Source organism: Cernens ardua, assembly GCF_051251085.1.
GTDB classification, from domain to species: Bacteria; Pseudomonadota; Gammaproteobacteria; order Pseudomonadales; family Halomonadaceae; genus Cernens; species Cernens ardua.
This window is the reverse complement of sequence record NZ_JBPCZH010000005.1, coordinates 70,092-90,256: the sequence shown is the minus strand read 5'-3', so window position 1 is coordinate 90,256 and position 20,165 is coordinate 70,092. Positions and strand designations below refer to the sequence as shown.

Here is a 20,165-nt window from a genome sequence, read left to right as displayed (position 1 = left end):
AAGAGATAGACAAGAAGGATTCCAAACAATGAGTACTTCCCTTCGTTTCACCAACAAGACGGCTGTTATCACAGGGGGTGGTGGAGACATTGGGCAGGCAATAGCCAAACGATTAGCCTCCGAAGGCGCTGCCATTGCTCTCCTCGATATCGATGGAGGTAAATTGGAAAGTGCCGTTCAAGCGCTGAAAAAGAGTGGCGCCAAAGTAAAAGGCTTTGTGTGTGATGTCACAGATTGTCATTCGGTTGAAAAAGCACGGGATGCCGTCATCGAAACCTTCGGTAGTATTGAGTTGCTTTTCAACAATGCCGGCTATCAGGGGGACTTCAAGCCCATTCATCAGTTTCCCACTGCAGATTTCGAAAAAGTAATGAGCATCAATGTGGTCGGTGTCTTCAACGTACTCAAGGTCATTTCCAGCCATATGGTGGAACAAAAGCAGGGTGCGATCGTCAATACTGCCAGCATGGCGGGTGTTGGTGGTGTGCCCAATATGGCAGCTTACTGCTCATCCAAATTTGCTGTCATTGGTTTGACTGAAACCGCTTCGAAAGACTTATTGCCCCATAATATTCGTGTGAATGCAGTGAGCCCGGGCCTTATTGGTCCTGCTTACATGTGGACGCGTCAGGTTGAATTGCAGTCACAGGCGGGCTCGCAGTATTTCCCGGAAGATCCTGAAAAAACTGCGGAACAGATGATCAATAGCGTTCCCATGCATCGCTATGGTTCTGTCGAAGAAATTGCCGGCGCTGTCTCTTTTCTGCTGAGTGATGAAGCAAGCTACATCTCAGGTATTAATATTCGAATTTCGGGCGGCGGTAACTAATGTACCCGTAAAGGCCACTTTCAAGACAGCTTATGCCCTACCTGAATCTGCCTGTCTACAGGCTGTGATGAAATGGCAGAGCAAATGCTCCGGCATTTGCTCTGTACCAAAACGAGGGGATTTTCCCTGCCTCCCTCCTTTCTTTCCCATCTATTCTTTTCACCAAAATAATATTCCTGAGATCCGATCAGGTACAAACATGCCAGTGTGAACGGGGTGCCTTGCGAATGGCCCTTGAAATCGTGAGTTAGCCTCAACACGTAATAGGCATAACGACACAACGTGAGCGCGTATATCGACATTCCGCATCAATATTTCGCGATAAATTTTTCCAGTCTCACAATGAAACTTTATTTCATCTCATGAGAGGCTATTTGTTGTGTCGGATATACCCATGACCGCGACATCCATTCCTATCACGAAAACAAGTGATGTTGCCCATCTGATTAATTCACGAGGCGTACGAAACAACTACTCCAAAATGATTGTCCTGCTGGCCTTGGGGGGCGTTTTTCTGGATGCCTATGATCTCACGACACTTTCGTATGGTTTGCAGGATGTCGCAAAGGAATTTCATCTTGGCCCCGTATTAACCGGTATCGTTGCTTCCGCGATTGTGGTCGGTACTTTTGTGGGTAATCTGCTGGGCGGCTGGTTGACAGACAAATTCGGGCGTTACTCCATCTTCATGGCAGATATGGCCTTTTTTGTGGTCTCTGCCATTGCTGCCGGGCTTGCACCAGATGTCTGGGTACTGATTGTCGCGCGCTTCCTGATGGGCCTGGGGGTGGGTATAGATTTACCCGTAGCGATGTCTTATCTGGCTGAATTTTCCAAATTCAGTGGAAAAGGGAACAAGGCATCCAGGTTAGCCGCATGGAACCCCATGTGGTATTTGGCGGCAACGACCTGCTTTTTAGTCATTTTCTGCTTTTATTTTTTACTCCCCGCTCAACATATTGACTGGTTGTGGCGTGCTTCACTTATTTTCGGAGCAGTCCCGGCACTGATCATTATTTCAGTCCGCAGCAAATTCATGAACGAATCGCCTCTGTGGGCCGCCAACCAGGGAGATTTCAATAAAGCGGCTGATATTCTGACCCATTCCTATGGAATAGAGGCCCATGCCGCACCACAGCATGAAGAGGCCATAGGCAGACGTACTCTTGAAGAAACCGGATATCCAAAAGAGGCCAACACCCATTCAGCGATCCCGACCAGAAAGGTAGAAATACACCGGTTGTTTGAGCCGCCATACCGGCAAAGAACCATCGTTGCGGCCGTCATGAGTTTTTGTATCTCCTTCGAATATACGGCGATCAACTTTTTCCTGCCCTCGAGACTGACTGAATTTCTGCATGTCGGCGTCTTCGGAACAATCACAGCCTCGTTGGTGCTCACGGCTCTATTCGGTATACCTGCCGCCTTTCTGGGGATGAGGTTGGCATGGAAATGCCGCTCCCGATCAATCGCTATCGTGGGCTTTGGCCTTCAGTTTATCTCGTTTATTGGATTGGCCATTGTGGGGCAACCTCAAAGTCAAACAGGAACCATCATCGCATTGATCCTGTTGGGGTTGTGGTTATTCGCAGAGGGGTTTGGTCCTGGTGCACAGATGATGGTATATCCGACGCTCTCATACCCAACGGGCATCCGCGCAACGGGTGTTGGCTTCGCGCGCGCCTTCACCTGCATTGCGGCGGGGGTGGCACTATTCGTTCTTCCCATGGTGCAGGCTGCGATAGGTACGAATATGTTTTGGGTGGTGTCGCCGGTAACGATCATTCCGATCATTTTCTTGCTAGTGGTCAAGTTTGAACCGACTGAAAGTGATGTCGATATGACGAGTTAACCCCATATATTCTGCCAGTGAGAGCAATCGTTAGCTGTAGTGGACACGCCCTGAACATGCACTTCTGAAGGACAGCCAGCCTATAAAAACGGGGGAGTGAAATAAATCACTCCCCCGTTTTTCATCAACCAATAATGCGATCACTCAATGAACGTTGGCTGTGAAAGTCATAAACGTCCCTGTGGTATCAGCATCAGGGTGTGACCGGCGCTTAAGACGCCAGTTTTTTGGCAATAATGTAGCCTACGACCAGCTCAATGATTGCCAGAATACCGGCCCATCCGCTCCACAGGAACGCAGCGGTCAGAAAAGCTGTCGTGATGATTGCAATGAATGCTTGAACGACACTGATTTGACCTTTTTCAGTTGAAATGCCGCCACGTGTGAAATAACCGCCCACCAATCCGATGATGATGCCGATAATGATATTAAGAATCATGATTCCCTCCATAGATCAATCAAAAACGGACATGCCATAAATGGCTGGTCCGCGTTGGTTATTCATTCAACCTGCACCCACTATAGCAATATTATACATCATGACTGAAATCTATTTGGCGCAAATTACATTTATCGACAACAGTTTCGGTCTGATGAAAATCATTGTCCACTCATAGCGCGCCGAGCATGTGCTGATGAGCGAATAGGTGACATAGCCCACCAGTATGCGCCAGGAGGCGTAAGCACTACTCCACGACCGGGAAAACACGATCATAGATCAGGTTGTACACAAAACCATAGACCATATAAAACACAGCCAGGGAAAATGTAAGCCACAACGTCCCAAACATGCTCTGTCCCAAGTAGTACGCAATGAGGGGCTGCAGAATCACCAAAAGGCCAAGCTCAAACAAGACAGCATGAATAATGCGCTGCCACAGTTTTTTGTGAACGCTATGCTGATAATGCTTGAGCATCATATCGAAGACAAGGTTGTAGATATAATTCCAACCTGCGGCGACGATGATACTGATGATCGCGACGACGCCCATGTGCTCTACGCTTATTCCAAACAAAAGAGGGCCAAAAAGCACAACCAGAACCAAACCGAATATTTCAAACAGGATCGCATGCCGCAAGCGGTCTGCCATGGTACGCATAACACGACTCCTTCTCAAAATTCATGCCAAAAATAGAGAGGCTGCTTTTGTTACCCAAGAGCAAAACCTCTGTGGCAACACTGATTGAAAAGCACTTTGCTACAAGAAATGAGATATAAAAAGTTTGTATCCATCTCATTTTGAGATACATTGAGAATCACAAGACCCAATATTGACGCGAACAACTAGATGCACCGCTATACAAACGTAGGGACCCATCAAAAATGTTCTCATCAACCGGGGTTTCCTACTGATCGCGCCACTCATGAAAAAGCACCATGAACCTCACCTTTGAACAACTTCATACGTTTACCATCGCGGCGGAATGTGGCTCTTTTTCGGCAGCTGCCAGAAAAATGGGACGTGCTCAATCCTATGTCAGTACTCAAATTTCGCATCTGGAAATAGAGCTGGGTTTTGAGCTTTTCGACCGCAGCGGCCGTACCCCCCAATTGACCGCATCAGGCACGCGTATGTTGCAAGAAGCGCATCGGGTAATAATGCAACGTGAGCATTTTCAGGGTGTCGCATACAGGCTGGATCAAGGGGTCGAAGCACAAATAAAGGTCGCGCTGGATGAATTTTATCCAGAACATTTGATTGGAGGGTTGCTGGCGGAGTTTGCGCAGGAATTTCCCAGTGTTGAAGTAACGTTGCTCTTTCCACTACTCGACGATGTCAGTGACATGATCTTGCAAGGGGAAGCGGACATTGGTGTGCTGTGGCGCCCACAAGGCAAGAGTGGTGATGTTATCGAAACACGCCGGGTGGGCCTGGTGCCACTGAAACTGGTCTGTGCGAAGAATCATCCACTTGCGCAACACACCGTGGACTATGAGCGTCTCACCCACTTTCGACAATTGATCGTCGCCACCCGCGGGAGGCGTACATTGCACTATAGCGAGAGAATCTCAAGCGACCTTTGGTGGGTAGAGAGCCATTTCGCCATGCTGGAGCTGGTCAAGCATGGTGTAGGCTGGGCGATGATGTCGGATCACGTTATAGCCTCCTCCCCCACGTACCCTTATCTGGCCACACCCGGTGCGCCGGGAATCGAAAAGAGTATTGAGCTGGAAGTCGGCTGGCATCGACAGCGAGGGCTTGGCCCGGCAGGCACGTGGCTGGTACAAAGAATCCAGCAAAAAGGGCTACCAGCCCTGCCCCCTTTTGCCTGATACCTACCGCTGCATATCACCCGACGACGTGGCTGACAACAGTGACCAACAAGCGCCAGCCCTGCTTTAAAGGCGTAGTCGTACTTTGAGCGCGCCTTTTATAGCCACTTTTTGGTCAACCTTTATTCAAGTGCCAGATAGTGTGTCCAAGCCCAATGGGGCTGTCATGCCAATGATGATTTGCATGTGAATATGGGTTTACCTCCGTACTCACTGCAAGCACTGTTAACCGCCCACATTCGAGCATCATTCATCAGTGACACGCTGATAAATCCGCCGATGCTGTTCCGTTCCCGCAAAACGGAATGGGCCAGTAGCATGCGTCGGGATAGAGATGTCACCTGATATGTCGTACCGCGGCGCTTCAAAGAATGTTTCATAGGTAGGCACATCGATGACCTCACGTTCATCGATTTGACGGCGATGATAATCCGTGTGGAGATACTCTTGATACCCAGGAAGAACCGTACCCGTAAAGAACTCACCAATACAGCCTGAACCATAGCTATAGAAGCCTATACGTTCACCTGTCAGATCATCATTCTTGTCCAGCACGGCACATAACCCAATGAACAGAGTGGCCGTATAACTGTTACCCAGCTGACGACCATAATCCAGGGAGCCTCCCAGCTGAGCTTCCATGGTCGCCTTATCGATTCGCCCCTTATCAGCCAAAGAAGCAAGGCTCTGATGTGCTTTCTCGACCAGTTTAGGTACAGGCGTGTGATAGCAGAAGTGGCGGATATCATCGAAAGAGCGGCCTGATTGTTCTGTGTACTGCTGCCAGACTTCTTCCAGAATCTGCAGGTAGAGCCGTGAAGAGTACTTACCTTCCACAAAAGCGGTATCCGAATAATTTGGACGCCAGAAGTCCATGACATTATCGGTAGCCACACCGTATTCACGATCGAATTCGATCAAACGGGGTTGAGCAGAGAGTACGAGCGCAACAGCCGCACAGCCCTGAGAGGGCTCCCCCGGGGTGCCCAGCCCATAGCGGGCGATATCCGAGGCGATGACCAACACTTTCTTGTCTGGGTTCATCATCAGAAAAGGAAGAGCCAACTGCATGGAAAACGTTCCCGCATAGCAGGCCTGCTTGAGTTCCATCACCCGACAACGGCGTGGCAAACCCAGTAATCCATGTACGAAAGTACTGGCAGCCTTCGATTGATCAACGCCTGATTCAGTCGCGAACAGCACCATTTCGATCTGTTCCCGATCAATGCCTTCAAGCGCTTTTTCAGCTGCTGCGGCGCCAAGCGTGATGATATCTTCATCGGGAGGAGCAACCGACATGGCATCAATGCCCAGCCCTACTGCGTATTTGCGCGGGTCAATTCCCCGGGCTTCAGCCAATGCCGAGAGTTCGAGTGAATAGCGCGACGTGGCAAATGCCATGCCTTCAATACCTAGTTTCATAACCTGTTTTCCTTGTCTTCACTCGCCCTTCTCTGGGGACTTTCTTTCCAACTGTACATGGCTGTTCATTAACTCACCGGGGACTGACTGCGCGGCCAACAAGGAGAGTTCACCACAGAGTACACAGGCAGCCGCACCGACTGCCAATCGTTTGGCATTGGTGCCGGGCGCCACATCACGATCAGTACATCCAAGCGCTTCCAGATTATGCTGAACGAAATCCAGCCCTTTGCCATTTCCCACAGAACCGACGATCAGATTGGGGAGCGTCACGGAGAAGTACAGATCCTCACCACGCATTTCTGCATGCACAATACTCTGTGATCCTTCCACTATATTGGCGGCATCCTGCCCCGTTGCCAGGTAATAGCCCAACAGCATATTGGCAACGTGAGCATTGGCTGTACGAACACCACCGGAGATAATACTACCAATAAGGTTCTTCTTGATGTTTAGATTAACTATGGCTTCAGGTTCAGCCTTGAGAATACGCTTCACCGTACTTTTGGGTAGCAAGACATCCACGATGACGTATTTGCCACGCCCCAGAATGCCGTTGACGGCAGAATTCTTTTTATCACAGCAATAGTTGCCAGATACCGTGACGTAGCCAAGCTCACTATGGCGCGCAAGTAGCCATTTCATCAGATTATCGGATGCCAGTGTCGCCATGTTATGGCCCGAGGCATCGCCTGTCTGATATTCGAAACGAATATAAATCAGCGTTCCCACTACTTGTGTGTGGATATCCAGCAAACGTGCAAAACGGCTGGTTTCCCCCACTGCCTTTTCAAGGTCAGGCCGATAACCCGGAAGTGCCTGAACAAAGCGTTGGGCAGCAATAATATCAGGCGCTTCAAGCAGGACGGAGCGCGTCATGCGGTCATCCATTACGACTGCATTGATGCCGCCCGCCTTGTTACAGGCCAGTGCTCCACGATGGGTGGAATGCCAAAGAGGTGTCTCGTAGGTTGCCATGGGGAGTGGCAACTCAGCATTTACCTCGGTTCCCTTGATTTTTACCGGCCCGACTGAACGCATGGGGACAGCAGCATAGTCATCACTTGCCTGCCAACGCATAACATATATCCAAAACTGTAGATCGTGCGATGTAGCTACTCCAATGGAGCAACCATCTGAAAGAGACTATTTTATGCGCGCAGACCCGACTTGCGCCAGAGAAGAAAACAAGAAGGATGAAATCAACCCGGAAACAGATTGATTTCATCCTGAGAAGAAAGAGCGTTAAGGAAGAAGTGAAGGAATGGATGGGACTATCGGGGCATTATCAATATCCGCCTGTGTCATTTTGAACTCTTCAGGATAATGCTCCCGCGAAGTCCGCCGTTCAGGCTCTGTTGAACGCCACGTATAAAGGCAACGTTGACATTGATAAACTTCCCACACATTTTTAACGGGGGAAACGGCCAATACTTCTATTGTATGATCACCACAACGTGGACACTGCATTATATCTTCCTCCTTATCCCTTATTCGCCATCATACGCGTCAGTTTTTCAACCCATTGGGACGTTTCAGGCAAGTCGTGGACCGGTTGGCTATAGTGACCACGATTGTCAGGTGCCACAGGTGTGGTGGCATCGATCACCAATTTGTCGGTAATCCCGGCCGGACTGGAACCGGGGTCCAATTCCAGAACAGACATATTGGGTAGCTGAACCAAATCACCCGCCGGGTTTACTTTTGAGGACAAGGCCCACATCACTTGCGGCAGATTGAAAGGATCAACATCCTCATCCACCATAATGACCATTTTTACGTACCCTAGCCCATGAGGTGTTGTCATCGCTCGCAGCCCCACTGCGCGAGCAAATCCACCATACCGTTTCCTGGTTGAAATAATGGCTAACAGGCCATGGGTGTACATGGCATTGACAGCCTGTACCTCTGGAAACTCGGCTTTCAGTTGCTGATATAAAGGAACACAGGTGGCTGGCCCCATCAAATAGTCGATCTCTGTCCAGGGCATTCCCAGATAGAGCGACTCAAAAATTGGATGGGTTCTAAATGATACGCGGTCAATACGCACCACTGTCATTTGGCGGCCGCCTGAATAATGGCCGGTAAACTCACCGAAAGGCCCCTCTATTTCACGTTGGCGTGCTTCTATAACCCCTTCGAGTAACACTTCTGACCCCCAGGGCACGTCAAAACCGGTAAGAGGCCCTTTGGCAATGGGATAGCTGGAACCTCGAAGTGCACCCGCCATCTCATATTCGGATTGGTCGTACTTAAGGGGAGTAGCCCCCATCAGCGTAATGATGGGATCGTTCCCCAAACTGATCGCGATGGGCAGATCCTCTCCCCTCTCTTCTGCCTTGTGTAGATGCAAGGCAATGTCATGCATGGGGACAGGTTGTAGTCCAAGCTTACGTTTCCCTTTAACCTCCAACCGATATATACCGACATTTTGTTTATCAAAACTTTCTGGATCCGTGGGGTCACGGGAAATAACACATGCCTTGTCGAGATAAAATCCACCATCGCCATCATTCAGGCGGAAAAGCGGTAAAATATCGAACAGATCGATATCGTCCCCTTCACGCTGATTTTCTGACCAGGGTGGCTTTTCGCGATATTCAGGCGCAACAGGAAAGGTTTCCCAACGTTTGATAAATTCGAATATCTGATCCTTGGTAGACGTATTGGCCGGCAAACCAAGGGCAATAGCGTGATTTTTCCAGGAGCCGATCGTATTCAAGGCCACCTGTGCTTTCTCGAACCCTTCAATATGATTGAAATAGAGAGCGGGGGCATCTTCACCTATTCTCCCTGTTGCATTCGCAGCGGCGGCAAGATCCGGCTCGGCCTTGACCTCTTCTTCAATACGAAGGAGTTGCCCTTCTTCATCCAGCGCTGTCAGATAATCCCGGAGACTGTCATAACTCATGGAGATGTCCTCGCTTTAATTATCAGGTTGCTAAAGGCCTGTTGATCTCAAGAGAACTGAATGGATGCACGAATTTCAAAGCTTCAAGGCATCGAAATTCATCAAAAACGGTTCTGATAAACAAAAGGGCATTAACAGTGAGTGATGATTATGATGTTTATTTAGTTCGTATACGAACAGTATGCTTTTTCAATTCGTACGTCTACTCTCCAAAGGGATAAGATGTCCACAAACGGTAGAGACAGCAGTACACTCTCCCCTGTTACCTGTTATTTGAAACAATGATGACAATATTACTCTTTCGCTAATCGGAAGCATGCGCACTATGCTGGAACATACCCCCTTCCATCAGATCAGACGTCTGATACAGGCGCACACCGCCATGTGGCATAAACACTTGCCGGATATGACAAAACCTCAATTTTCTTTATTGATTGCCATCGAAGAGAACGATGGCGTCGAACAATCACTCCTGCAAGAGCCGGCTGTTGTCACCAAAGCGACGCTGACAGATCTCATACGGCGTCTGGAAGCACGTCAGCTGATTTATCGGGTAAAAGATGAGATGGACAGGCGGAAAAGTTATGTGCACCTCACTCACGAAGGAAAACAGGCATTAGACGAGACAAAACCTGTTGCTCGATACATTGATCAACTTTTCCTCGATAAGCTTTCAAAACAGGAACAGGAACAACTCAACAATTTGCTTGGCCGGCTTATATAACCTCTCTTCCTGCCGGGTGAAGACAGACTGCACATCAGGGCCGAGTCCCCTTTAGAAAACCCGCGCCGGCTCATTCAACAAAAGCAGGCGTTAAAAAGTAGGCTATAAAATAAGCAAGAGGGGGTTGAATTCGCTTGGCGCTGATACAAGTTAATAAGAAGACGAACACAGAAACTCGCTGACAGCTGATTTGCCCACATATGGGTGAGCAAAGATACGCCAAGGGCAAACGTTGGCGCGTTTCTTCATTTACCGAAACAAGGGGTACCCATATGGCGAACGACACCATTCAGATCAAAGGAATCTCTTCACCGGTTTCGCGTGTAGCTCTGGGAACCTGGGCTATCGGCGGCTGGATGTGGGGTGGACCGGATGATGACAATTCAATCCGTACCATCCACCGTGCCCTGGAAGAGGGTGTCAATTTCATCGACACAGCTCCGGTTTATGGTTTTGGGCATTCCGAAGAGGTCGTTGGCAAGGCGTTGGAAGGAAAAAGGGATCAGGTGGTTATTGCCACCAAGCTTGGTCTCAACTGGAAAGATGAATCCCCTTTTCGTGACAGCCGCCCAGAGCGTATTCGTCAGGAAGTCGAGGACTCTCTGCGCCGACTGAAAACCGATTATATCGACCTTTATCAGGTTCATTGGCCTGACGAAAAAACGCCTATCGAAGAAACCGCAGATACGCTGAATCAACTGGTCAAGGAAGGTAAAGTACGCGCCCTGGGTGTTTCCAACTATTCAATTGAGCAAATGGATCGCTTCAAGGCACATGCGCCGCTCAGTACGGTGCAGCCTCCCTACAATCTGTTTGAACGGGATATTGAAGCGGAAATCCTACCCTACATGGAACGTAATGGGTTGGTGGGACTCGGCTATGGAGCATTATGCCGCGGCCTGCTGGCAGGGAAAATGAATGCAGATTCTCACTTCCCCGACTCGGATCTTCGTAGCAACGATCCTAAATTCCAGTCTCCGCGCTTTGAACAGTATCTGAAAGCAGTTGATGATCTACGCCCCATTGCTGATCGTCATGGCAAGAGTGTGCTTCAGCTGGCGATTCGTTGGGTATTGGATCAAGGCCCAATGGTTGCGCTTTGGGGTGCACGTAAACCCGGTCAAATTGAGGGTATTAAGGGTGTCTTTGGTTGGAGCCTGAGCGATCAGGACAAACAAGAGATCAATGAGCTGCTCACACGTGACATCAAAGAGCCGGTTGGGCCTGAATTCATGGCCCCACCAAACCGTTAAGCATTGCCTCTTGCATGCTTGAGCATGAAAAAGCGCCTGTCGGGTAATACCGGCAGGCGCTTTGTCTTAAGGCACTGATAGATTTTTATGATGCTGAGCTTCTGAGGCCCTGATGGCTTTTCGAAGCTATATAGAAAAGCCAAGAGCCAAGAGCCAAGAGCCAAGATGACGAAGTCATTAGAAAGGCTGCATGACAGCCTTTATTCCGTGACAATGGTCAGAAAGCGACTTTTTCCATCAACACCCCGCATTGACACCCTTTTACAAAGGCGGTAGCCCTTCTCAACCGCTATTCCCCCCAGGCATCACTCCCTTTTTATCCGCTACACTTTTGCCAGCCTCAGTGCAATTTCAGTTTCGGACGTAGCCAACGGTTCAGGCGATCCACAATTACTTTGGCTACAGTACGAGGCCATCCGTAAATGGCGAGCTGGTGCATGCGATAAAGAGACGTGTAGGAAAGCTTGGCGACCCATCCTTCAACAAACAGGCCACGCAATGAACGGCCATTCATCAGGCTACCAAAGGTTTGGAAGTGGGAGAGCGATACCAGAGACCCCATATCTTTATATACATAAGGTACGAGCTCTTTACCCGCTATTGCATTCTTGAGGTTCTTGACCAGTTGACTCGCCATCTGGTGAGCAGACTGCGCACGAGGGGGCACCAGTTTATCACCCGGTTGCGGACAGGCAGCGCAGTCACCAATCGCAAAAATACGCGGATCATCTACACTGACAAGCGATTGCTCAACGTTGATCTGGTTATTCGGTCGAGTTGACAAGCCCAGTTTGGATAGAATCTCCGGCCCTTTCACGCCCGCAGCCCATACCATCAGATCCGCATCAACACGCTCACCGTCTGCCGTAACGAAGCCTTTCTCGTCAGCACTGGAGACCATCGTATTCGTGTGGATTTTAACGCCCAGCGCTTCCAACTGACGATACACGTTTTCACTGATACGTTCCCCAAGCGCCGGAAGAATGCGGGGGGCGGCCTCAATGATATGTACACGCAAACGACTGCGCGGGAAATCATGACCGTTGTAACTGCTCAACATATCCATGGCACTGAAGAGTTCGGCAGAAAGCTCCACCCCAGTGGCACCAGCCCCTACAATCGCAACCGATAGCTCTTCATCTTCCTTGCCCGAGACGTTGGATGTCTTGCGCAGGAAGGTATTCAGCATCTCCTGGCGGAATTTCTCGGCCTGTTGAGGGCTATCGAGCATAAAGCAGTTGTCACGTACCCCGGGGGTGCCGAAATCATTCGAAATACTGCCCAGAGCCAGCACCAGATAGTCATAGTCAACGTAACGCGCCGGCAGAATCAGCTCGCCATCGTTATCGTAAATGGGCGCCAGACCAATGCGCTGCCCCTCGCGATCCAATGAATCCAGACTCCCCAACTGAAAACGATACCCGTTGGCATGTGAATGGCTAAGATAGGATACCTGATCTATATCCGTATCAATTGCCCCTACCGCCACTTCGTGCAACAGAGGTTTCCAAATATGCATGGGGTTACGGTCAACCAGCGTAATATCTGCCTTACCACGACGGCCAAGACTACGCCCCAGCCGCGTCGCCAGTTCAATACCACCGGCACCACCACCTACGATCACAATACGGGGTTGGCTCATGGATATCCTCATTGTCCGGATAAAAATTCAAAAAACTCAAGAAAATACACACCTTTTCACTGACAGATACTGTAATACGGATATGCATTTCTACAAAATTGAAAAATTAAAATACCCTTTCACGACGAGCAAAAAATATATATTTACGTGAATAGTGCATGCTTTGATTACGCTGGAAGAAGGATGTGTCATTCATTGCATTCGTGTAGTCGCATGCAAACACAGCAAGCCGGTTAGGGCTCTTTCTTCAGGGAATGATAGTATAGAGATAAGCGTGGAGAAGGCTATACAACCAACAGATTGATTTAAGACAAAAATGGCTTTTAGCAAGGACAACTGTGTTGAATAAAGGCTGTTCTGGATATTCTCCCCTTGAAACATGACCTCCAAAACCTGTTTCTTCTGAAATCAATGCGACCGTCCAAAATAAAGGGGAGCCTTATTCATCGGGCTCCCCCCTATAGCTTTACATTTCCTGCGTGTTTACATTGAAAGCCTTGTTCTGAACCTTTAAAGGCAGTCACCGGCCAGGAGCCAAGCTTATTTGCCCTGACCTATACTCCAGCGGAAAGAGTCGGCCAGACGCTTGTTCACGACCCAGTCTCCAATAATGCGCTCCTTGTAAATCAAGGGGTTGTGAGACGCTAATGTCCGTGCATTTCGCCAATGTCGATCCAGCTGTTTGTCGGCCCGTGTTGCAGAGGCGCCCAACGCGTTGAAAAGAGACGTTGCTGCGCTCAATACGTGATCAGCAGCTACAATTTGCGCACGCGCCGAAGAAAGCTCTGCTTCGATATTAGCGCTATCGCGGGTTGAGAGATCCCCTGCCACCTGCGCTTCATAGGTGCGCTGAGATTCTTCAGCTGCTTTTAAAACAGCCGCTTCCACAGCGAATATCTGTGCAGAAATACGCCCAACCACTTGCAGAATTTGCGGATCATCCGCCACCCGATCCGCGTTACCGTGGCTGTAAACGCGCGTACGCGATGCCACTTCCTGAGCGACATCACGCTCAATGGCTTTGCCTACCCCCGTGAGTGCAGCGACAAGATTCAACTGATAGAAGGCCGTCTGATAAACGAATCTATCAGTAAAATCAATACGGTCATCCCCCTCCACCCAGGCATCTTCGAATAACGTCGTACCGGTCCCTGTGGTGCGCTGTCCGAAGCCGTCCCAATCATCCCGGCGGGTCACCCCGGTTTGGTGAGTGGAGACCACCGCGTTCACTTTATGACCATCCTCGATATCATCAGCCAGCACATCGATCCAGTCCGCATAAATACTACCGGTGCTGTAGTATTTGGCACCATTGATACGCCAGCCATCACCGTCGGATGATATTTTGGTCTGTAGTTCACCTACTTTGGCATTGCCAATTTCACTCCAGCCATTACCCGCCAAATCTCCTTCAGCAAAGCGGCGAAGCCAGCGATCCCGATATTCACTCGGGGGGCGGTTCAGATAATCTTCAACCAAAGCAAAATGCGCGCGCAAGGCTTGGGTCAGATTTGAATCGGCTGTCGCCAATGCGATCCACAAGCGTACCAATTGGGGAATGGTAGCACCGAACCCACCGAACTCCTGAGGAATTCTAACAGCACCGAAGCGTGCCTCTTTCAGCCATTGAATACCTTCATAGGGTAGTTGACGCTCCTCCTCTCGAGCTTTCTGCCCCTCTTTTATTTTTTCAAAGAGGGGAGCGAACTCCGAAAGCAATGCCTCATCCGAATAAGGCGTGTGAGCTGAATAAGCCCTATTTTCCTTTGCTGCCGTTTGATACTGGTCCTGATCACTCATGGAAGCCCCCTTCATTAGCCGAATTATCCAGAATAACGGATGGGCGCGTGCCTTCTGCTGCACTGGTCTTGCCTACGTAGGCCCCCCGATAACGTGCGGCGGGGTGGCTTTCCGCGACTTTTGGGGAGTCCGTATCCAAGAGCGTTTCGCGCAATGTATTCGAGGTATACTGATCGCGTACGCGCCCTCTGCGTTTCAGTTCCGGCACAATGAAATCGATAAAATCAGCAAATGTTCCCGGAGTAATGGCATAGGCCAAATTGAAACCGTCTACGCCGCCCACATCGACCCAACGCTCAAGTTCGTCAGCCACCCTTTGCGGCCCGCCGACCAACACAGGCCCCAAGCCACCGATACTTCGCCTTTCAACGATATCGCGAACCGTCCAGCGGCGCTCAGGATCTGCCTTGGCAAGCAACTCCAGAACGGAACGAATACTGTCATTATCAATTGCTTCAAGAGGCTCGTCCGGGTCGAATGTGGAAAAATCAACCCCCGTCCAACCACCATAGAAGGTCAACATACCTTCGCCGCTGGCCAGGCGCTGATATTCTTCGTACTTGGCCTGTGCTGCCGCATCACTTTCGCCCGTAATAACGGTTAACAGGGTAAATATCCGAATATCCCCTTCATGTCTGCCTTCGGCGTTGGCTCGTTGGCGTATATCCTGCGTTACCTCGCGTGCCTGTTCAGGTGTCGCGGGGCTAATGAAGATACCTTCGGCATGCTTTGCAGCGAAAGCACGCCCACGAGAGGATGCTCCCGCCTGAAAAATCACCGGTGTCCGCTGAGGAGAAGGTTCCGACAAATGGATACCGGGCACCTGATAGTAGTGGCCCTGATGATGAATAGGGTGCACTTTGCCGGGATCGGTAAAAATACCACGCTCACGATCGCGAATAACGGCGCCATCTTCCCATGAGCCTTCCCACAGCTTATAAGTGACATCGAGAAATTCATCAGCGATGTTATAGCGTTCGTCATGTGAAATCTGTTGTTGATGCCCCAAATTAACAGCGGCACTATTCAGGTAGGACGTCACCACATTCCACGCAACACGCCCCTTCGTCAGGTGGTCCAGTGTAGTGAATTTTCGGGCCAACAAATAAGGCTGTTCGTAGGTGACGGCCGCCGTAACACCAAAACCCAAGTGCCTGGTAACAGCAGCCATGGCCGAAATTTGCATAAAGGGATCATTGACCGGTACCTGATCGGCATCCTCCAATGCACCGGCAACAGACCCTCGGAAGACATCGTAGACACCCACGACATCGGCGATGAAGAGCGAATCGAATCCGCCGCGTTCCAGTAGTTGCGCCAATTCGGTCCAATAATCCAGATCCTTGTAACGCCACGCCTGATTGTTGGGATGACGCCAGGTACCCGCAGCCTGATGGCTAACACAGGTCATATCAAAGGCATTGAGGATAATACGTTTACTCATGATGCCCTCCTGAAGAGGATGAAGGTGAAGCGTCCAACGAATATTTCTGCCAGGCCAGCTCATACAGGGAAGCATCGCCATATACCTTATCAAGGGCGGCTCTCACCTGCGGTGCCGTTTGGTAAATGTGAATGAATTTCTGAATGCGAGGGTCATTACGATTGTCTTCCCGAGAAACGAATACCAGCGCATACTTGCCCGTCTTATCATCGCTGCAGACCAGATAATGACTTGGATCCAACGTCCCGGCGGCCTTGACATAGATAGGGTAGCTTTGAGCGATATCAACATCCGAAATGGCACGTGCCAGCATGGGGCCCTGCATTTCAACAAATTTGAGGTGCCTGGGATTGGCGGCAATATCCTGCAATGATGCCAACCCTTTTGTGGATTTTTTAAGCGTGATCAACCCCGCCCGTTGATAAAGCGAGAGCCCTCGCGATTCATTTACCGGGTCATCGGCTATCGCCGCACGCGCACCGTCAGGAATCTGACTGGCGGTAGCATGTTTACTGGAATACAGGCAGGTTTTATCTTCAATACCGAAGCCTACCGGGACAAGGTGTAAACCAAGGTTTTGGTTCGCATTGGCAAGGAAAGGCCGGTGTTCAAAATAGTTGAAGTCAAAATCGCCATTCGCCAGCCCGGTATTGGGGGTCACCCAATCGTTCAGCTCAGTCACCTGAACATTGAGTCCTTCCTTTTTGGCAACCGCAACAGCCGCATAGATCGCACTATCAGTAGGATCACTATTGATAGCCAAACGGAGCGGAGACGCAAAAGCCTGCCATGCCATCAGCGGGGCAGCCAACAGGCTCAGGGCCACGATGGCTCGCCGTACCAGAACGGTGGGGATGTATCCCCTCCCCCCTATCTCTGTATCTTCCCCTCTCGTGGATTTCACCATCACATGTTTGGGCAAGAAGGTGACAGTGGACTTCCTTGTAGACCATAGAGACACTCTGAACACGGGCACAGCTCCTTGTATTATCGATTTATACGTTAGCTCTGGTAACGGTACCCAGCCCCGGGATGGGGAGCCTGCAAACGATCACCGCCCCCAAACAGCTTGTGGCGCAGCGTACCGTCCTGATAGTGCGATTTGTAGCGGCCACGTCGAGTCAGCTCTGGCACCAGTAGGTCAACAATGGATTCGAACGTTTCAGGGGTAACGGCATAGGCAAAATTAAAACCATCGATACCCGTCTCCGCCACCCACTCCTCCAATTCATCGGCCACCTGTTCGGCGCTACCCACCGTTAAAGGGCCCTGCCCACCGATACCGACCCAATGCGCAATCTCTTCCGGCGTCCACACACGTCCGGGGTCAGCTGTCGAATAGGCTTCTATCGCTGACTGAATTGCATTGGTTGAGACATGCTTCAAAGGGGCCTGTGGTGGGAATGTCGACATATCCAACCCCGTCCAGCCAGAGAACAAGGTCAGTGCTGACTCCAGATCTACGTATCGGAGATAGTCCTTGTGACGTGCCCCGGCTTTCTCTTCCGTCTCATCGACGATGACAGTATGCAGATTGAATATTTTGATGGCATGGGGATCACGCCCTGCCAATTCAGCCTGATGCCGTAGCCCTTCTACTACTTTACGCAGGACGACTTTAGAGGGAGCTGAGACAAAAACACATTCGGCATGTTGCGCAGCGAAGGCGGTTCCCCGTTTGGAAGCGCCTGCCTGAAACAGCAACGGTGTTCTTTGAGGAGAAGGTTCACTCAAATGAAACCCCGGCACTTCAAAATGGCGCCCTTTATGATGGATGCCGTGTACCCGGGTAGGGTCTGTGTAAATACCACGGTCAGCATCATTGACCACCGCATCATCTTCCCAACTGCCCTCCCACAGTTTGTAGCAAACCTCCAGATACTCTTCCGCCAGGTCATAGCGCTGGTCATGATCCAATTGCGCTTTTTGCCCGATGTTCAGTGCCCCGCTATTCAGATAGGAAGTCACGATATTCCAGGCCACACGCCCTTCTGTCAGATGGTCCAGCGTAGAAAGACGTCGTGCAAAGGGATACGGATGTTCGAATGAAAGAGAAGCCGTTAAACCAAATCCCAGATGGTCTGTCACCGTTGACATGGCGGATACAAGTGGCAATGGATCATTGACCGGGACTTGCACCGCCCCTTTAAGCGCCGATTCAGGACCGCCTTTATAAACGTCATAGACGCCCAATACATCAGCTAGAAAGAGTGCATCAAAACGCCCCCTTTCCAGGGTCTTTGCCAAGTCAAGCCAGTAGTCCAGTCGTTTATAACCACGTGCGTGGTCCCGGGGATGCCGCCACAGCCCCGGTGATTGATGTACGATGCAATTCATGTCAAATGCATTGAACAGAATTTCATTCGCCATGATGCCCTCCTGAATGTTCTTCTATTGGTAACTGCATTCAGTTCCATGCGTGGCGTTTGGGAGGCACACCATTGAGCAGGTAATTGCCTAACAGATGGAATTTCCAGCGCACAGGGTCATGTAAGGTATGTACACGCGCATTACGCCAGTGGCGGTCATAGCCGAATTCGCCCAGCGTGGAACTGGTGCCACTCAATTCGAACAATCGCTGAGCAGCCTCCAGTGCATATTCAGTGGTGGCTATTTTGGAGCGGGCAATCGCTACCGAGGCTTCATTCAACGCCTTTTCACTCGGTGTCCGGCGGGCTTCATCGATGCGACGTGCAGCACGTTCCACCAGTGCATCGGCAGCATCACGCTGTGTATCCAGACGCCCGATCAGCGACAGCGACAAGGGGTCATCCACCGCTTTCTCAACACCACTATCTATCCATGGGTGGGCACGCTCCCGCACATAAGTCAACGTATCCTCCAGTGCCGCATTCCCGATACCGAGATCAATAGCAGCCTGCATCAATTGCGAAATCGGGCCATTGGGTGAAAGATCATCGGGAATCTTGCCGGGCAATACTCGGCGATTGGGGATAACAGCACCATCCAACTCAACAGTACCGCTAAAGGTGGTGCGCTGCCCGAAGCTACTCCAATCATTGATAACCGTCAGCCCCGGAGTATTGGCATCAAAAAAGGCAATTTCGACCTCACCCTCATTATTGGTGGCAGGGACGGGTATAAGGTCAGCAAACAGCGCGCCGGTCGAATAAAATTTTGTGCCATCGACACGTGAGCGCTGTGAATCCAGCCGAGTGATCAATGTTTCGAAAATACCCACATGAGCCCGCGATGATTGATTACGTGCGTTACGTTTTTCGCTCTGTGCATTGCCGATTCTGGCCCCTTGTAATACAAGGCTGAAGAGCTCCCGTTTCTGCGCATCAGACCCATTCGCCTCGATGATATTGACGTAACCGAAATGGTTTTGAGGCAATTGTCCCAGAGAAGAATCGGCTGCACTGATGATGGCGAAAATGCGTGCCACAGTGACATACGAAGCGCCAATACCCCCATATTCCTTCGGTACTGTAATCGCCCATAATCCACTGGAAGAATAAGCATCCAGTTCAGCTATTGGCTGAAGGGCATCGCGGTCGCGGGCTTGTGCTCCCTTTTTGAATTCTGCTGCCAGCTCATGGGCAACACGAATAGCCTCTTCTTCTGAAACAATACGCCTGGCAGGAGGACGTTTTGTGAAAGCAGGTTGTTCAACGTTGGCGTCTGCAGTGCTCATAAGGCTCTCCAATAAGTGATATCAACCAGTGTTATCAATAACCAGAGAACAGCAATTTTCGAACCAGATAATAACTATTTGATTTTTATTGTTATTTTTCAAGAATCCTTTTTCTTCCTGTCGGATATTCAACTAATGCCATTCCATGAGTTGGAAAGACAACAGCACCTTCCCTTCACATGGGTTGAAAACAGTGCTTCTGACCTGGCCGTGAACATAAAAAAAGCCGCAACACCCATGTCTTCTAACATGAAGGTTGCGGCAATGTTTAACACTTGGAACAACGAGTACCCTCTATGCTTTACCGAGGCCCGGTTTTACACCAACCCGATTCTGACACCAGTGAGCACTCTAT

17 protein-coding genes are annotated in these 20,165 nt (G+C 50.2%); 5 read left to right on the top strand and 12 right to left on the bottom strand.

Annotated features, from left to right (window positions below; genetic code table 11):
* The first annotated feature begins 28 nt into the window (after window positions 1–28).
* Window positions 29–829, top strand: coding sequence for an SDR family NAD(P)-dependent oxidoreductase (locus LMG33818_RS09830; protein WP_442323210.1), 801 nt, complete (start codon window positions 29–31; stop codon window positions 827–829).
* Window positions 830–1,223: 394 nt separating this feature from the next.
* Window positions 1,224–2,681, top strand: coding sequence for an MFS transporter (locus tag LMG33818_RS09825; protein WP_442323209.1), 1,458 nt, complete (start codon window positions 1,224–1,226; stop codon window positions 2,679–2,681).
* Between the two features lie 211 nt (window positions 2,682–2,892).
* Here the strand turns inward: LMG33818_RS09825 and LMG33818_RS09820 are convergent, their stop codons facing one another.
* Together LMG33818_RS09820 and LMG33818_RS09815 are read right to left on the bottom strand one after the other, a co-directional pair.
* Entirely contained in the window at window positions 2,893–3,120 is a 228-nt protein-coding gene (locus LMG33818_RS09820) for a hypothetical protein (protein ID WP_442323208.1), read from the bottom strand.
* 247 nt (window positions 3,121–3,367) lie between these two features.
* On the bottom strand, window positions 3,368–3,781 hold the full coding sequence (locus LMG33818_RS09815) for a PACE efflux transporter (protein ID WP_442323207.1): 414 nt from the start codon (window positions 3,779–3,781) through the stop codon (window positions 3,368–3,370).
* A gap of 278 nt (window positions 3,782–4,059) precedes the next feature.
* Between LMG33818_RS09815 and LMG33818_RS09810 the strand changes: the two genes are divergently transcribed.
* A complete protein-coding gene (locus tag LMG33818_RS09810; RefSeq protein ID WP_442323206.1) occupies window positions 4,060–4,956 on the top strand; it encodes a LysR family transcriptional regulator in 897 nt (298 codons plus the stop codon).
* 246 nt (window positions 4,957–5,202) lie between these two features.
* On the opposite strand, the gene LMG33818_RS09805 is transcribed toward LMG33818_RS09810, so the two are convergent.
* From LMG33818_RS09805 to LMG33818_RS09790, 4 genes are all read right to left on the bottom strand, one after another.
* Window positions 5,203–6,378, bottom strand: coding sequence for a hydroxymethylglutaryl-CoA synthase (locus LMG33818_RS09805; RefSeq protein WP_442323205.1), 1,176 nt, complete (start codon window positions 6,376–6,378; stop codon window positions 5,203–5,205).
* An 18-nt stretch (window positions 6,379–6,396) separates the two neighbouring features.
* Window positions 6,397–7,458, bottom strand: a complete 1,062-nt coding sequence (locus tag LMG33818_RS09800; protein WP_442323204.1) for a hydroxymethylglutaryl-coenzyme A reductase family protein — start codon at window positions 7,456–7,458, stop codon at window positions 6,397–6,399.
* Window positions 7,459–7,623: 165 nt separating this feature from the next.
* The gene (locus LMG33818_RS09795; protein WP_442323203.1) at window positions 7,624–7,848 is read right to left on the bottom strand and encodes a non-oxidative hydroxyarylic acid decarboxylases subunit D; all 225 of its coding nucleotides are present in this window, start codon (window positions 7,846–7,848) and stop codon (window positions 7,624–7,626) included.
* A 13-nt stretch (window positions 7,849–7,861) separates the two neighbouring features.
* Window positions 7,862–9,289, bottom strand: coding sequence for a non-oxidative hydroxyarylic acid decarboxylases subunit C (locus tag LMG33818_RS09790; RefSeq protein ID WP_442323202.1), 1,428 nt, complete (start codon window positions 9,287–9,289; stop codon window positions 7,862–7,864).
* Window positions 9,290–9,671: 382 nt separating this feature from the next.
* Here LMG33818_RS09790 and LMG33818_RS09785 point away from each other — a divergent pair, with 382 nt between their 5' ends.
* Complete coding sequence (locus tag LMG33818_RS09785; protein WP_442323201.1) at window positions 9,672–10,013, top strand: MarR family winged helix-turn-helix transcriptional regulator; 342 nt, start codon at window positions 9,672–9,674, stop codon at window positions 10,011–10,013.
* A 272-nt stretch (window positions 10,014–10,285) separates the two neighbouring features.
* Window positions 10,286–11,266, top strand: coding sequence for an aldo/keto reductase (locus tag LMG33818_RS09780; RefSeq protein WP_442323200.1), 981 nt, complete (start codon window positions 10,286–10,288; stop codon window positions 11,264–11,266).
* Between the two features lie 340 nt (window positions 11,267–11,606).
* Here LMG33818_RS09780 and LMG33818_RS09775 read toward each other — a convergent pair whose 3' ends face one another.
* The 6 genes from LMG33818_RS09775 to LMG33818_RS09750 form a co-directional block, all read right to left on the bottom strand.
* Window positions 11,607–12,908, bottom strand: coding sequence for an NAD(P)/FAD-dependent oxidoreductase (locus LMG33818_RS09775; RefSeq protein ID WP_442323199.1), 1,302 nt, complete (start codon window positions 12,906–12,908; stop codon window positions 11,607–11,609).
* Window positions 12,909–13,448: 540 nt separating this feature from the next.
* Window positions 13,449–14,708, bottom strand: coding sequence for an acyl-CoA dehydrogenase family protein (locus LMG33818_RS09770; RefSeq protein WP_442323198.1), 1,260 nt, complete (start codon window positions 14,706–14,708; stop codon window positions 13,449–13,451).
* A complete protein-coding gene (locus LMG33818_RS09765) occupies window positions 14,701–16,152 on the bottom strand; it encodes an LLM class flavin-dependent oxidoreductase (protein ID WP_442323197.1) in 1,452 nt (483 codons plus the stop codon). Before LMG33818_RS09765 ends, LMG33818_RS09770 begins: the two co-directional genes overlap by 8 nt.
* Window positions 16,145–17,122, bottom strand: a complete 978-nt coding sequence (locus LMG33818_RS09760) for a MetQ/NlpA family ABC transporter substrate-binding protein (protein WP_442323196.1) — start codon at window positions 17,120–17,122, stop codon at window positions 16,145–16,147. The genes LMG33818_RS09765 and LMG33818_RS09760 overlap by 8 nt, the downstream gene beginning before the upstream one ends.
* A 32-nt stretch (window positions 17,123–17,154) precedes the next feature.
* A complete protein-coding gene (locus LMG33818_RS09755; RefSeq protein WP_442323195.1) occupies window positions 17,155–18,522 on the bottom strand; it encodes an LLM class flavin-dependent oxidoreductase in 1,368 nt (455 codons plus the stop codon).
* A 37-nt stretch (window positions 18,523–18,559) separates the two neighbouring features.
* Window positions 18,560–19,810: an SfnB family sulfur acquisition oxidoreductase gene (locus tag LMG33818_RS09750; protein ID WP_442323194.1), complete on the bottom strand. Its 1,251-nt coding sequence runs from the start codon at window positions 19,808–19,810 to the stop codon at window positions 18,560–18,562.
* Window positions 19,811–20,165: the final 355 nt, after the last annotated feature.

Excerpts from the sequence above, each read along its gene's own strand:
- LMG33818_RS09800 (WP_442323204.1), bottom strand. The coding sequence starts at position 7,458 with ATGCGTTGGCAGGCAAGTGATGACTATGCTGCTGTCCCCATGCGTTCA.
- LMG33818_RS09780 (WP_442323200.1), top strand. The coding sequence starts at position 10,286 with ATGGCGAACGACACCATTCAGATCAAAGGAATCTCTTCACCGGTTTCG.
- LMG33818_RS09770 (WP_442323198.1), bottom strand. The coding sequence starts at position 14,708 with ATGAGTGATCAGGACCAGTATCAAACGGCAGCAAAGGAAAATAGGGCT.
- LMG33818_RS09750 (WP_442323194.1), bottom strand. The coding sequence starts at position 19,810 with ATGAGCACTGCAGACGCCAACGTTGAACAACCTGCTTTCACAAAACGT.
- LMG33818_RS09765 (WP_442323197.1), bottom strand. The coding sequence starts at position 16,152 with ATGAGTAAACGTATTATCCTCAATGCCTTTGATATGACCTGTGTTAGC.
- LMG33818_RS09775 (WP_442323199.1), bottom strand. The coding sequence starts at position 12,908 with ATGAGCCAACCCCGTATTGTGATCGTAGGTGGTGGTGCCGGTGGTATT.
- LMG33818_RS09825 (WP_442323209.1), top strand. The coding sequence starts at position 1,224 with ATGACCGCGACATCCATTCCTATCACGAAAACAAGTGATGTTGCCCAT.
- LMG33818_RS09830 (WP_442323210.1), top strand. The coding sequence starts at position 29 with ATGAGTACTTCCCTTCGTTTCACCAACAAGACGGCTGTTATCACAGGG.
- LMG33818_RS09820 (WP_442323208.1), bottom strand. The coding sequence starts at position 3,120 with ATGATTCTTAATATCATTATCGGCATCATCATCGGATTGGTGGGCGGT.
- LMG33818_RS09790 (WP_442323202.1), bottom strand. The coding sequence starts at position 9,289 with ATGAGTTATGACAGTCTCCGGGATTATCTGACAGCGCTGGATGAAGAA.
- LMG33818_RS09795 (WP_442323203.1), bottom strand. The coding sequence starts at position 7,848 with ATGCAGTGTCCACGTTGTGGTGATCATACAATAGAAGTATTGGCCGTT.
- LMG33818_RS09810 (WP_442323206.1), top strand. The coding sequence starts at position 4,060 with ATGAACCTCACCTTTGAACAACTTCATACGTTTACCATCGCGGCGGAA.
- LMG33818_RS09755 (WP_442323195.1), bottom strand. The coding sequence starts at position 18,522 with ATGGCGAATGAAATTCTGTTCAATGCATTTGACATGAATTGCATCGTA.
- LMG33818_RS09785 (WP_442323201.1), top strand. The coding sequence starts at position 9,672 with ATGTGGCATAAACACTTGCCGGATATGACAAAACCTCAATTTTCTTTA.
- LMG33818_RS09805 (WP_442323205.1), bottom strand. The coding sequence starts at position 6,378 with ATGAAACTAGGTATTGAAGGCATGGCATTTGCCACGTCGCGCTATTCA.
- LMG33818_RS09815 (WP_442323207.1), bottom strand. The coding sequence starts at position 3,781 with ATGCGTACCATGGCAGACCGCTTGCGGCATGCGATCCTGTTTGAAATA.